This window comes from Paenibacillus sp. MER 99-2, assembly GCF_023714095.1.
GTDB lineage: Bacteria > Bacillota > Bacilli > Paenibacillales > Paenibacillaceae > Paenibacillus.
The window spans coordinates 1,405,895-1,418,720 of record NZ_JAMAUZ010000001.1; the positions used below are offsets into that span (position 1 = coordinate 1,405,895).

The 12,826-nt window shown below is 45.2% G+C and carries 12 protein-coding genes; 11 read left to right on the top strand and 1 reads right to left on the bottom strand.

Annotation, left to right across the window (positions count from 1 at the left end):
* The first annotated feature begins 57 nt into the window (after nucleotides 1-57).
* The 4 genes from M3636_RS06365 (at nucleotide 58) to M3636_RS06380 (ending at nucleotide 3,168) form a co-directional block, all read left to right on the top strand.
* Nucleotides 58-825: an alpha/beta hydrolase gene (locus M3636_RS06365; protein WP_251381598.1), complete on the top strand. Its 768-nt coding sequence runs from the start codon at nucleotides 58-60 to the stop codon at nucleotides 823-825.
* Between the two features lie 385 nt (nucleotides 826-1,210).
* Complete coding sequence (locus tag M3636_RS06370) at nucleotides 1,211-1,585, top strand: response regulator transcription factor (protein WP_128101844.1); 375 nt, start codon at nucleotides 1,211-1,213, stop codon at nucleotides 1,583-1,585.
* The gene (locus M3636_RS06375; protein WP_128101845.1) at nucleotides 1,575-2,210 is read left to right on the top strand and encodes a chemotaxis protein CheC; all 636 of its coding nucleotides are present in this window, start codon (nucleotides 1,575-1,577) and stop codon (nucleotides 2,208-2,210) included. The genes M3636_RS06370 and M3636_RS06375 overlap by 11 nt, the downstream gene beginning before the upstream one ends.
* Entirely contained in the window at nucleotides 2,203-3,168 is a 966-nt protein-coding gene (locus M3636_RS06380) for a sensor domain-containing diguanylate cyclase (RefSeq protein WP_251381600.1), read from the top strand. The genes M3636_RS06375 and M3636_RS06380 overlap by 8 nt, the downstream gene beginning before the upstream one ends.
* Nucleotides 3,169-3,403: 235 nt before the next feature.
* On the opposite strand, the gene M3636_RS06385 is transcribed toward M3636_RS06380, so the two are convergent.
* Nucleotides 3,404-5,941: a tetratricopeptide repeat protein gene (locus M3636_RS06385; RefSeq protein WP_251381602.1), complete on the bottom strand. Its 2,538-nt coding sequence runs from the start codon at nucleotides 5,939-5,941 to the stop codon at nucleotides 3,404-3,406.
* Nucleotides 5,942-6,071: 130 nt separating this feature from the next.
* Here M3636_RS06385 and M3636_RS06390 point away from each other — a divergent pair, with 130 nt between their 5' ends.
* The 7 genes from M3636_RS06390 to M3636_RS06420 all read left to right on the top strand — a co-directional run bounded on the left by M3636_RS06390 (nucleotide 6,072) and on the right by M3636_RS06420 (nucleotide 12,794).
* A complete protein-coding gene (locus M3636_RS06390; protein ID WP_128101848.1) occupies nucleotides 6,072-6,455 on the top strand; it encodes a tautomerase family protein in 384 nt (127 codons plus the stop codon).
* A gap of 59 nt (nucleotides 6,456-6,514) precedes the next feature.
* Complete coding sequence (locus tag M3636_RS06395; protein ID WP_128101849.1) at nucleotides 6,515-7,150, top strand: FMN-dependent NADH-azoreductase; 636 nt, start codon at nucleotides 6,515-6,517, stop codon at nucleotides 7,148-7,150.
* Between the two features lie 196 nt (nucleotides 7,151-7,346).
* Nucleotides 7,347-8,030 carry a metal-dependent hydrolase gene (locus M3636_RS06400; RefSeq protein WP_128101850.1) on the top strand — a complete coding sequence of 228 codons (684 nt, stop codon included), beginning with the start codon at nucleotides 7,347-7,349 and terminating at the stop codon, nucleotides 8,028-8,030.
* 335 nt (nucleotides 8,031-8,365) lie between these two features.
* The gene (locus tag M3636_RS06405) at nucleotides 8,366-9,391 is read left to right on the top strand and encodes a M14 family metallopeptidase (protein WP_251381604.1); all 1,026 of its coding nucleotides are present in this window, start codon (nucleotides 8,366-8,368) and stop codon (nucleotides 9,389-9,391) included.
* A 24-nt stretch (nucleotides 9,392-9,415) separates the two neighbouring features.
* Complete coding sequence (locus tag M3636_RS06410; RefSeq protein ID WP_251381606.1) at nucleotides 9,416-10,966, top strand: ABC transporter substrate-binding protein; 1,551 nt, start codon at nucleotides 9,416-9,418, stop codon at nucleotides 10,964-10,966.
* Between the two features lie 52 nt (nucleotides 10,967-11,018).
* Nucleotides 11,019-11,936: an ABC transporter permease gene (locus tag M3636_RS06415; RefSeq protein ID WP_056690418.1), complete on the top strand. Its 918-nt coding sequence runs from the start codon at nucleotides 11,019-11,021 to the stop codon at nucleotides 11,934-11,936.
* An 18-nt stretch (nucleotides 11,937-11,954) separates the two neighbouring features.
* The gene (locus M3636_RS06420; RefSeq protein ID WP_247897415.1) at nucleotides 11,955-12,794 is read left to right on the top strand and encodes an ABC transporter permease; all 840 of its coding nucleotides are present in this window, start codon (nucleotides 11,955-11,957) and stop codon (nucleotides 12,792-12,794) included.
* Nucleotides 12,795-12,826 lie beyond the last annotated feature (32 nt).

Here is a 12,826-nt window from a genome sequence, read left to right on the forward strand (position 1 = left end):
GCCTAGATGTAGCTCTAAAGGTGAAAGTATACGTTGAGCTGAAGGGAGTCATGGAAAATGAACTTTGTAGCACCAGCAGGATTTGATCAATATCGGGAGAACATCCCGCGCGGTGTAATTAAGACGGTGGAATACAACTCTACAACGGTAGGCAATTTGCGTAAAGCATTGGTATACACACCACCGGAGTACTCATCGGAAGAGAGTTATCCTGTTCTTTATCTCTTGCACGGGATTGGTGGAGACGAGATGGAATGGTACAATCATGGCGCACCGCAGATTATTCTCGACAATCTATATGCTGACAATCTGCTTGAACCGATGATCGTTGTATTACCTAATGGTCGTGCAATGCCGAATGATCGAGCCGAGGGAGATCTGTTTGATCCGGAGAAAATAACAGCCTTTGAACGCTTCGAATCGGATCTTATTGATGATCTCATCCCATACATCGACTCTAATTATCCCACATACAGCAACAGAGATAATCGGGCTATCGCAGGCTTATCCATGGGTGGAGGTCAGTCGTTAAACATCGGACTTCATAATATGAATTCCTTCGCCTGGGTCGGAGCTTTTTCCGCTGCACCGAACACCAAAACGCCAGAACAGCTTGTGCCCGACTCGGAAGAGGTGTCGGCACTCCTCAGGTTGTTATGGCTCTCTTGTGGTGATCAGGACAATCTGCTTCATATTAGCGTAGGAGTTCATGACTACTTGCAGCAGCATGGAGTGGCTCATATCTGGTATGAAGAGAGCGGAGGACATGACTGGCCGGTGTGGAGAAATGACCTTTATTTATTTTCCCAACGTTTATTTAAATAACCTAACCTAGAGTGCCACCGTAGTCCTCCATGCGCAAGCTGAACCTTGTGTAGAGAGGATAGGGTGGTGCTTTTTATTAATGCACTGCATCGACGTGCGTATTCAATAAATACCATGTAAAATGCAATAAACTACAAGCAAAATACCATTGTGTTATAGGACGGTACGACTCATTTTGTGCGAATTAATGCGTAAATAGATCGATTTTATTCTATAATATCGTTGACAATTGAATTAAAGTTACTATAATTTATATTGTTTTGCTTGAATAACCAGTCAGTCACTTGTAAGGGGTGCCACTATGCGCAAAGCTCCTTCTCAGAACTGTCCATAGCGCTTGCTCATCCTGCGCCCTTCAAATTTTATCGAGGAGACTGAGTAAATAATGAAAGTGTTAATTGTGGAAGACTCTATCTTTGTACAGAAAATGCTAAGTAAGCTGATTGCAGATCATTTTCCAGAATCAGAAATTCAGACAGCAAACAATGGAGAAGACGGATACCAACAGTACCTGGAGTTCAAGCCGGATTTTATAACGACGGATCTGCTCATGCCTAACCTTAGTGGTCAAGAGATGCTTCGTATGATTCGTGAGAACGACCGTGAAGTCAGAATTATTATTTTATCCGCAGATATTCAGAAGGTGACTCGTGAAGAAGTTGAGAGCCTGGGGATCTCTGGATTTTTGAATAAGCCATTAACTGTAGAAAAAGCAAACACTTTGATTCAAATGATTCAGGTGGCGCATCATGCTGAATGAATTGCAGAAGGATATGCTGACTGAACTTGTGAACGTTTACGTTGGTCAAGCGGCCAATATGCTATCCGAGATTGTCGACAAGCATATTGTACTGAGCATACCGGAAGTAGAGCTCATCTCGATATCTGACGTTGATCCAGGAGATCGACGATATAAACTCTTTTTTAGTGAAGGTCATCTGTTCAGATCGTCTTTGCAGTTCGGATACGATTTTCAGGGGAAAGCGTTCCTTATGTTCCCTGCTGAGCAGGCTAAAGTGTTAGCGAATATGTGTCTTGGAGAACTCACAGAGACGATTGACCCGGAGGAATGTCGCTTACTGGACACGGATCTGGATGTGCTCAAGGAAGTTAGCAATATTTTGCTTAATGCTATCATTGGAGAATTCGGTAATTTTCTGGAGATGAAGTTAGAATATGTGTTGCCGGATATTGAACTGTTGCATGTGACACACTCTGATCCACAAATCCTGCTTCAGAACGATGTATATGTGCTGGTTCTCCATACTTCATTCTTACTTGCTGATACCAATGTGAAAGGGATCATTCTTATTGCGCTAAGCATGAACTCTATCTCAAGCCTATTGGAAAAAATGAATGCATTATTGGAGGAGCACCATGGATAATCTCGTCATACAGGCTTTGGGCAAAATCAACATGGGCATCCTCATCATTGATAGGCAACTAAAAGTGATTCTCTGGAATGGCTGGTTGGAACGATTCACTGGTAAAAGTAAAGAAGAGGTGATTGGGCAGAATTTGCTTGAAGTATGCCCAAGATTCAAATTAAACATGTATCAGAACATACTGCAAAATGCGTTGTACCAAGGGCAAAGCAGGTTCTGTTCAAGCGCTCTACATAAGGCATTTCTCCTGCCTAAAGAAAACGAAGATGAACACTTCTTCAAACAAAACATGCATGTTGAACCCTTATACGAAAATGGTCGTAGTTATGCGATGATTCAGATCAGTGATATGACAAATACGAGCACACGGGTATATAAACTGAAGAATCTGATCAAGGAATTGGATGTTGAATATAACAAAGTTAAAATCTCCGAGAAGATCAGCAAACATCTGTCGATGCATGACTCTCTTACGGGATTGCCTAATCGCCGCGCCTTCAACGAACGTCTAATCTGGGCCATTAACCATGCCGAGCCAAGTGAGGGGAGATTCGCTGTTCTTTTTGTGGATACCGATGGATTCAAGCAGATTAATGACACCTATGGACATGAAGTGGGAGATCAGGTGCTTGTGGAAACTGCGAAACGATTGAAGGAAAACATTCGGAGTACCGATAGTGTGGCTCGGCTAAGTGGAGATGAATTCAGTATCATCTTAAACCAATTGAACGATGACCACGATGCAGAGGTCGTATGCGAGAAGCTGGGAGCAGCCTTTTCCGTGCCGATCGAAGTCCCCGGATATTCCATTAATCTATCACTCAGTATTGGGATTAGCATCTATCCACGTCATGCAGATGAACCAGCTGAGCTGCTAAGGTATGCAGATCAAGCTATGTACCGAATTAAGAAAAATGGTAAGAGCGGTTACGCCATGTATGATTCCGAAAGAGATTAATAGTGGTAATGGTGCAGTATAGTCCGATTTATCCTGTCACCAGAACCCGAACCCCATCATGAAGTTGCTTCTATAGCGACTTTTTTTGGCGTTAAAAAGCTTGCTTCGCTTACAGCCCTATAAAATAAGCGGTGGATCTCTTCAATTGTGAAGAAATCCACCGCTTATTTCATTCGCTCAAGATCATTGTCGTAAAAATATATGTAGAATCGTAACGGTCAAAATTCGATACAAGTTATATCTCCAAAGCATAGGCAAGAGCTTGCGCCTGAGACATGCCTCTACCTTTCGTCCACCATTCCCGGAACTCCTGATCAGACACTGTGTGCTGAAGAGTAAGTATAGCCTCTTCATATTCTAAGGGGAAATTCGGCGTATTTTCCGCGTCCAAGTTCTGCCGTCCTTTCTCCGCAGCTCCAAGTAGAACAATAGCCTCCAAGAGGGTGTTTTTTCCATATAGAGCAAGACCCAAACCTTCCAATCCACGTGAAAGAATCCAGGAGCCATTGTAAATCTGGCTGGCGACGATGCATTTTTTGAAATACGCAATCGACTGTTCAACATCCATTAGCTTCAAGGCAGCATAACCAAGGCACTCGTATGGTCCTGAAACTTCCCACTGATCATGGACGGACTCGAAGAGCTGAACACTCTCCCTCAGGATTATCGTTGCCTCGTCGTATTTCTTTTGCTCCAAACGAAGTCTCCCATACGCATGTAAAGAAGAGGCCAAATTCCATGAATCACCTGTTGATCTGGCGATGTCTACACTTTGCTGCGCCAGCGTTTCGGCTTCTTCCATACGTTGCATCTTGATGTGCAGAAATGCAGACAACCGGAGGCAGGAAGCCAGCAGAGACTTTTCCTGTAAATGACGTGCGATCTCTACGCTTCGGGCTGTCGCTTCCATGGCACCTTGAATATTGCCCTGAACAAATCGAATGACACCTTGTCCATGCAACGCCTTAGCTCCATCCACTACAGCGAGATTTATATCGCTATAACTGTCCAGGAAGCGATCCAGCCAATACAACCCTTCCTTCAGCCTGCCTTCGTGGAGCCAGAACCAGTAGAGCTTGGACACGATATGTAGCCCGAACGAATGAGCATGTGGGTTGGCATATGACCATTGAAGGGCAGAGCGCAAATTGGCGTAGTCTCGTCTTACTGCTTCTATGCATGCCTCGCGCTCACGAGTCCTGAACTTCGGTTCTTCACGTTCCAAGCATTGTATGTAAAATTGGGCATGGCGTTCAGCGAGAGCGTATTGCTTGTGTTCGTTGGAATCTTCCTGCAATTTCCCGCCTGCATATTCCTTAATGGCTCCGAGCATGAAATACCGGATCATCCCATAATTTTCACCGACCTCAGTGGTTACGAGAGATTTGTTCACGAGTCCAGACAGTAAATCCAGCATATCCTCTCGCGTAATTCGATCTTCATGGTCAGGCATCCCAGGTTCACAGATACAGACTTCTTCGGCTGCTTCCAGCGTGAAGCCACCTGCAAATACACTTAGTCGTCTTAGCAGAAGGCGTTCCTTGCCTGTTAACAAGTTATAACTCCAATCAATCGTTGACCGGAGTGTTTGGTGCCGGGGTGCAGCTGTTCGTTTCCCAGCAGTCAACAAGGTTAACAAGTTAGCTAACCGTCCCTCGATTTGTTCAAGGGTCAGCATATTCATCCTGGCAACGGCTAGCTCGATAGCCAGCGGAATGCCCTCGACCTTTTTGCAAATGGCGGCAATCCGTTTGAGGGCAGTTAACGTAGGCTGAAACTGCGGAACTGCAATACGTGCCCGCTCCAAAAATAATTGTACCGCTTCAAACTGCAATAGTTCTTGTTCATGGAGTCCTTGCAGTGAACAATCATCAGCAGGATAGGACAAGGGAGGAATACGGTAGACGGATTCTCCTGCAATGTTGAACGGTTCTCGACTGGTGGCTAGAATGGTTAACCCAGGTGCAGCGGATAACAGCGATTCGGCGGTAGCTGCAATGGCATCAATCAGTTGTTCACAATTATCAAAAATGAATAGCAACTTACGGTTAGCGATCCTGTCCATTACAGCCTGAAGATCTGTTTGGTTCGCCTGATTTTGTAAACCCAACGTAGCTAGGAGCAATTGATCCAGGTCGTGTGATTCATTAACAACGCCGAATTCAAACATCCAGACCCCATCCGGGTACATGTCTATCAGCGATGAAGCGACTTCAACGGCAAGAGTGGTTTTACCAATACCTCCTGAACCTACGATGGAGACTAGGGAGTGAATACGTAGCTGTTCCACCAGATCGACTTTGGATTGATGCCTTCCAACAAAGTTGGAGGCGAGCCTTGGTAAATGAATTGTCGCCGTAACGGAGGGGAAGGAGGCCGCCTTCACATCTCTAGTCTGATTAGATTCCAGGCTCTCCGTGACAGCTAATGTTGCAAACCACGTAGCGTCAAAATCAGGAAACTCACGGCCAGTGGCCGAACGTGCTTCGGAAAATCGTTTGACAGCTAGCCATAGCTGCTCTGCCTCTTGAGCGGGATCTATTTCTAGAAAAAGGCCTTCTTCCCAGAATGCCTGGATGATGAGCTTGAGGTTACCAACACTGGGAAGGCGATCTCCATTCTCCCATTGCTGAACCGTTCTAGGGTCAACACCGACTCTCTTTGCCAAATCAATCTGACGCATTCGTTTGGATGAGCCTCTTCTGGTCGGTCTGGAACGTATTTTTTTGATCCACTCATGTGGCCAATCTTTCGATAATTTGCCTTCTTCCATATCATCACCTGAATTCCGTAGACTAAGCAAGTTCAACACGAACAAACACGAACTTAAGTACATTCGTGTTCTGGATTCTAGCAGATAAAATAAACCATATCAACAAAAACAAAACAAGGAGGTAACACAAATGCCTTTAACTCGCATCGTAACTTTGAGGGGTCGCTCCAGTGAAGAGAAAGCACAAATTGGTGAGATTGTCCTGCAAACGATTGTAGATAAACTGCATGTACCTGCGAATGATCGTTTTCTGATTATTGAAGAACTGGATCGTGAACATTTTAGTTTTGATCCGACTTGCCTGGATATTGAGAGAACGGATGGATTCCTCATTGTGCAAATCACGTTGAATGCTGGCCGTTCCGGGGATGTGAAGAAAGAATTTTATGCGGAATTAGCTGAGCAACTGCATCAACAGCGTGACATTCGTAAAGAAGATGTGTTCATCAACCTGATTGAAGTCACCAAAGAAAACTGGTCATATGGCAATGGTGAAGCTCCATTCATCGTTTGACCTCAATAAATTTAAACATCAATTTCTCATATTCGTACTAAAGAGAGGAAGTTATAACTATGTCAACACTATTATACATCACAGCTCATCCAGGTAACCCAGAAGCATCGTACAGCCTTTCAGCTGGCGAACAATTCGTACAAGCCTATAAAGAGAGTCACCCTACAGACGAGGTTGTGCATGTTGATCTATATCAACGTAACATTCCTCATATCGATGCGGATGTATTGGACGCGTGGGGCAAGCTGCAAACAGGTGGTACATTTGATCAATTGAGCGCATCACAACAACAAAAAGTATCCCAGTTAAACGAACTGCTCGACGAGTTCGTGGCAGCAGATAAGTATGTGTTCGTTACACCGATGTGGAACTTCTCATACCCGCCAGTGATGAAAGCATACATTGATTCCTTCTGCGTTAGAGCCAAAACGTTTAAATACACGGAGAATGGTCCAGTTGGGCTGCTCGAAAACAAAAAAGCATTCCACATTCAAGCTAGTGGCGGCGTATACTCTGCAGGTCCTGTCGCTGATCGTGAGAATGGCAATCGTCACCTGCAAACGGTATTGAACTTTGTTGGTATTACAGATGTTGACCACCTATTTATTGAAGGTGTATCTACAGCCGGTGAACGTGCTCCACAGATCAAAGCAGAAGCTATTGAAAAAGCTCGTAACGCAGCGCAAAACTTCTAAGAATTAGATCTCATAAGCGGTGTATCCCTGCTTACAATTTGCCCATCAAACTATGCCGGATCATCAGCCTGCGTTTGATGGGTTTCCTTATGAACGGTCGGGTGCATGTAAGATTGCCCAATCGGTTATACCAATGGAAGCCTGACACTGCATTATGCAATTCAATGTTATTTGTCTGAATAAGGAGGAAATAAAGATGAAAGTAACTTACCATGGACATTCTGTTGTCAGAATAGAAACGAACGGAAAAGTCATTTTGATTGATCCGTTTATTACAGGCAATGCAAATACTGATCTAGATGCGTCTAACGTTCAAGCGGATGTAATTCTGTTAACGCATGGACACGGGGATCATGTGGGGGATACCGTAGAAATCGCTAAGCGGAATAATGCCCTGGTTATTGCGACGGCTGAACTGGCTGATTTACTCAGCTGGGAAGGTGTAAATACGCATGCAATGAGCATAGGTGGGGCGTATACATTTGAGTTTGGAAAAGTAAAGGTAACACAGGCATTTCATAGTTCAAGTTATGTGAATCCTGAGACCAAAACGATTATTTACACGGGCATGCCTACAGGAATACTGTTTACTGCTGAGGGCAAAACCGTGTTTCATGCAGGGGATACAGGACTGTTTTATGATATGAAAGTCATTGGAGAACGTAATGAAATCGATTTGGCTTTTCTACCGATTGGGGACAATCATACGATGGGTTCTGAAGACGCTGCAGTTGCAGCAGAATGGCTTCAAGCTAAACAGGTAGTGCCGATACACTTTAATACATTTCCTAATATTCAGCAAGATCCACATGCTTTTGTTTCGCTCTTACCGAGTGGGGTAGGCAAGGTGCTTGAACTTGGAGAAGGGATTGAACTGTAGTCTGCTGCCGCGTCTACTTGGCGTGTAAATTCAGGGAGTAGAACGAGAGCAGTAGCTGAAGAATATATTACATCTCCGTGCATCATGATAACGTTATACGAAGTCGCTTTAGAGCGGCTTTTTTCGTATGTTTGAGTAATTTCTTCATTATATAATTAAAAATCCTCTTTTTTTGTAATCGATATCAACTGTATATCATCAGTGTTTTTTCGACATATATCGCTATGCGTATACAATTTATGACATTGACAGAATGACGCGTCGTTTGATAGTATCAACTAAATTTTATAATTCATACAAGAATACTCGGTTATAGAAAGGCGGTTCATTTCATCATGCAGCAGTCCCTATTGGTAACCTCCATTTTTGCGAAACCTTATCCCGTATATGTAAGTCTGGAACAAGCTTTCAGTCAACAGTCATCGGCAAGTGTATCCCGAATTGATGAGATTCATGAGGAGCAAACGATCGTTTTGTTTTTGGTCAAGGGAATTCAAGAGGGGCCGACGGTATGGGTGCAGGCTGCACTACATGGAGACGAGCATGATGGTATTATCGCTTGCGCTAAATTATTGAACGATATTGTGCCTGAGCATTTGTATGGAAATTTGATATTGTGCCCTGTTACGAACCCAACCGCGATGCTTGCGGGAACAAATGGCAGCCCACTGGATGGCATCAACCTGAATCGGGTTTTTGGCCAAAATGCAACAGATGATTCATACTCTGGTCGTTATGGTCGCTGGTTGGCTAACCATATCATTGCATATGCTGATTTTCTGATTGATCTGCATGGAGGTGGTCGCTGGCTGGATGTCTGTCCGTTTGCAATGGTCGCAAGCGACCACGAGGCAGCTTTCCAAAGAAGTATGGCGGCGCTAAATAAGATTCCACTTACAGCAACATATGTCTGCCAGTCTGGAACCAAGGGGATGTTGATTAATGAAGTGTGTGAGCAGGGAATCCCGGCTGTCTTACTTGAGAGTGGCGGAGGCAACTACTGGACTTCCGCAGCCGTTGATACACATCTACACGCCGTGCAGATGATCCTTGATCAACTTGGCGTATTTCCATCTGAACAATATTCCCAGGCAGAAGAAACACTTGGCATGAACCCAAAACCTGCACGGATCTCAGACATCGTTGAAATGAGATTTGAAACGAGCGGTTTGTTAACGTTTAGTAGGCAGGCTGGAGAGAACGCTCGGCTGGGAGAAGAGCTGATGCGTGTACTGTCATATCCGGGACTTGAAGAGCATTCCATAAGCTGTCCCATCGAACATGGTGTCATTTTATCCATTCATGCAGCATCGACAGTTCACAAGAACGGTTACGCGGTCATGTTGGGCAAATTAGCATAATTTAATTAACGGGGGTTGTACATCATGAAAAAGAGTAAGTTTTTGCTAATCCTGACACTGCTGGCCGTATTCGCCGCAGGCTGCTCTACAACGAGCAAATCAGGAGCAGGGGAAGAAGCAACAGGTGAAGGGCAAGATCAAAAATTAGAAATTACGATTGCCCGCGCATTTGACGTAAACGGATTGGATCCGGGTTTTCTGACCGAAAATGCACAGGTCGTGGACAATATCTTCGATACATTGGTTAAACGCGACGCAGAAGAAAAGCTCGTACCTGGTCTAGCGACAAGCTGGAGCCAGATTGACGATACAACATGGCAATTCAAACTGCGTGAGGGCGTAACCTTCACGAATGGTGAGGCGTTCAATGCCGATGCAGTGAAGTACTCCCTTGATCGTGTGCTTGATCCAGCGAACAATGCACCGACAGCTAGTTATGTATCTACAATCCAAGAAGTTAACGTAGTTGATGAGTACACAGTTAATGTTGTAACGAAGAAACCTGATCCACTTGTACCAACACGGTTTAATCGTTATCCAACCGAAATTGTACCTCCCAAATATGCTGAAGAAGTAGGGCAAGAGCAATTTGCTCAAAAACCGATCGGCACAGGCCCGTACCAGTTCGTAAGCTGGGACAAAGGCAGCAATGTAGTATTAGAAGCTAACCCAAATTACTGGGGCGGCGAACCAGATGTGAAGAAGGTTACTTTCCGTTCTATTCCTGAAGCTTCGACACGTGTAAGTGCGCTGCTGAACGGTGAAGTTGATCTGATCACAGCTGTATCTCCAGAAGATCGTGAGAAGATTGAGTCATCTTCTACTGCACGTCTCTCCACTGTTGAACGCGCGGGCAACACAGTATATGTTGGCTTCAAAACCGATGTAAAACCTTTTGATGATCCAAAAGTAAGACAAGCACTGAACTATGCAATCGATGTTAAATCCATCGTAGATAAAGTGCTTCAAGGCGCAGCTGTTCAGACCAATAGCTTGATCGGTCCAAAAGACTTTGGATATGCTGGCGAACCAGAAGGGTATAGCTATGATCCTGAAAAAGCGAAGCAATTGTTAGCAGAAGCAGGCTACCCGAACGGATTCTCTGCAACACTTGATACGGTAAGCTGGTACATCAAAAACACGGATGTTGCGCAAGTCATTGCAGAGCAACTGAAAGCCGTTGGCGTAAATATCAAAGTCAATAACGTAGAAAGTTCAGTGTATCGGACACTCGTACCTGCGGGCAAACAATCGGATATGTATGTACTCGGTTGGAGCAGCACGAACACGCTTGATGCAGATGCAGCGATCTATGCCATCCTTCGTTCAGGAGAGTCTTACTCCACTTATGCGAACAAGGACGTAGATGCTAAGCTGGATGAAGCGAGATCGGTCACAGATGAGGCTAAACGTAAACAGCTATATCAAGAAATTCAGGACGAAGTGTTGAAAGATGCACCGCGCATTTTCCTATATCAGGAGAACCAGTACTATGGCGTATCTGATCGATTGAAATGGGACGGTCGTGTGGATGGCTCCATCCCGGTATCCACGATTTCAGCAGGTAACGAGTAAATCGGCAGGCGTCTTATGTGACTTGGCCAAGCCCGGATGGGAGTGTTAACCATTGAAGCATTACGTGCTTAAACGTTTGGGACAATCGGTACTTGCAGTCCTCGGTGCAGCAACGCTTGTATTTTTCATTATTCGCTTGTCAGGTGATCCGGCGCGCCTAATGCTTCCACCTGAAGCGAGCGAAGAACAGGTGACCGCGCTTCGAGAGAGCTTAGGGTTCAATCAACCTCTCTGGATGCAGTACATCGATTATCTAAAAAACCTATTTACCGGCGATTTGGGAAATTCGCTGTATTACAAAGAATCCGCACTGAAGCTGGTACTTGAACGAATGCCTGCAACGATAGACCTGGCCATGTTTGCGATCATTATCGCAGTCACTGTTGGTTTGCTGGCTGGGATCGTGTCGGCGTACAAAAAGAATAGCTGGATCGACTATGTGGTCAACGGTTGGATTTTCTTAACCCAGTCACTGCCGGTATTCTGGATTGGGATTGTGTTAATCATGATTTTTGCAGTGAATCTCCACTGGTTGCCAACGTCGGGCAATCGGGGGTTAGAGTCGATTATATTACCAGCGCTGACTCTAGCAGCATACCCGATTGCTCCGATTGCCCGCACCATGCGAGCCTCTCTTATTGAAGTCATGGACAAGGGGTACATGATTACAAGTCAAGCTCAAGGATTCTCCAAACCTAGCCGGATTTTGAAACGCGGACTCAAAAACGCGTTTCTGCCGGTTATTACCGTCATTAGCCTGGAATTCGGAGTCATGATTGCTGGCGCAGTGGTGACCGAAACGATTTTCTCATGGCCAGGTGTGGGACAGTTGATTATACAAGGTGTCAGCAACCGCGACTTCCCGCTGGTGCAGGCAAGTATCCTTGTGATCAGCATCATCTATATCGCCATTACACTTGTGACGGATCTGATCTATCATCGCCTTGATCCAAGAATCAAAGTGCACTAAACGAAGAGAGGGATAATCATGAAAAAACGATCTTTGCTTCGTGCGAATGCCAAGGGCATTGCCAGCATAGGTTCGTTGACCGTCATCTTCGTGCTGACGGTCTTTGCCCCGCTATTCGCGCCATTCGATCCGTATAGGCAGTCACTGCAAGATATTCTTATTCCGCCAGGGAGCACGTATAGCGGAGACGGCGGTATGAGCTTGCTTGGCACAGATCAGTTGGGCAGGGATGTACTCAGCAGATTGCTCTATGGGGGCAGGCTCTCGCTCTGGATCAGTATTATCGCTGTTGCCATCTCAGGTGTGCTGGGCAGTATCATTGGCATCGTAGCCGGATACTTCGGTGGTAAAACGGATGCAGTATTAATGCGTCTTGCGGATATCCAGATGTCCATTCCAAGCATGCTGCTCGCCATTGTTATGGTTGCGGTGCTTGGATCAGGTCTTACGAATATCGTTATCGTGCTGGCAGTGACAGGCTGGGTAACCTTTGCACGTGTTGTTCGTAGCCAAGTACTCTCACTGAAAGAATTGGAATACGTCGAAGCAGCTAAAGCGATGGGTGTACCAAGCATTAGTATCATGGCGAAGCATATTTTACCGAATACCCTGTACACGATCGCCACACAAGCTGCTTTACAGATGTCACACATGATTTTGCTCGCAGCAGCATTAAGCTTCCTTGGGCTCGGTATTGATGTGTCTACACCCTCTTGGGGCGGTATGGTGAATGACGGCAAGAGTTATATCAGTTCGGCATGGTGGTTATCTACCATACCTGGACTCGCTATTGCTCTGGTTATTATGACAATTAATCTGTTTGGCGATTGGCTTAGAGACCGAGCGGAGTTCCGATGAATATGAAGCGGCTCGAAGGAAAGCGATTCGAA

Bases quoted from the DNA above. Each gene is read 5' to 3' on its own strand.
- M3636_RS06365 (WP_251381598.1), top strand. From the start codon at position 58: ATGAACTTTGTAGCACCAGCAGGATTTGATCAATATCGGGAGAACATC.
- M3636_RS06370 (WP_128101844.1), top strand. From the start codon at position 1,211: ATGAAAGTGTTAATTGTGGAAGACTCTATCTTTGTACAGAAAATGCTA.
- M3636_RS06375 (WP_128101845.1), top strand. From the start codon at position 1,575: ATGCTGAATGAATTGCAGAAGGATATGCTGACTGAACTTGTGAACGTT.
- M3636_RS06380 (WP_251381600.1), top strand. From the start codon at position 2,203: ATGGATAATCTCGTCATACAGGCTTTGGGCAAAATCAACATGGGCATC.
- M3636_RS06385 (WP_251381602.1), bottom strand. From the start codon at position 5,941: ATGGAAGAAGGCAAATTATCGAAAGATTGGCCACATGAGTGGATCAAA.
- M3636_RS06390 (WP_128101848.1), top strand. From the start codon at position 6,072: ATGCCTTTAACTCGCATCGTAACTTTGAGGGGTCGCTCCAGTGAAGAG.
- M3636_RS06395 (WP_128101849.1), top strand. From the start codon at position 6,515: ATGTCAACACTATTATACATCACAGCTCATCCAGGTAACCCAGAAGCA.
- M3636_RS06400 (WP_128101850.1), top strand. From the start codon at position 7,347: ATGAAAGTAACTTACCATGGACATTCTGTTGTCAGAATAGAAACGAAC.
- M3636_RS06405 (WP_251381604.1), top strand. From the start codon at position 8,366: ATGCAGCAGTCCCTATTGGTAACCTCCATTTTTGCGAAACCTTATCCC.
- M3636_RS06410 (WP_251381606.1), top strand. From the start codon at position 9,416: ATGAAAAAGAGTAAGTTTTTGCTAATCCTGACACTGCTGGCCGTATTC.
- M3636_RS06420 (WP_247897415.1), top strand. From the start codon at position 11,955: ATGAAAAAACGATCTTTGCTTCGTGCGAATGCCAAGGGCATTGCCAGC.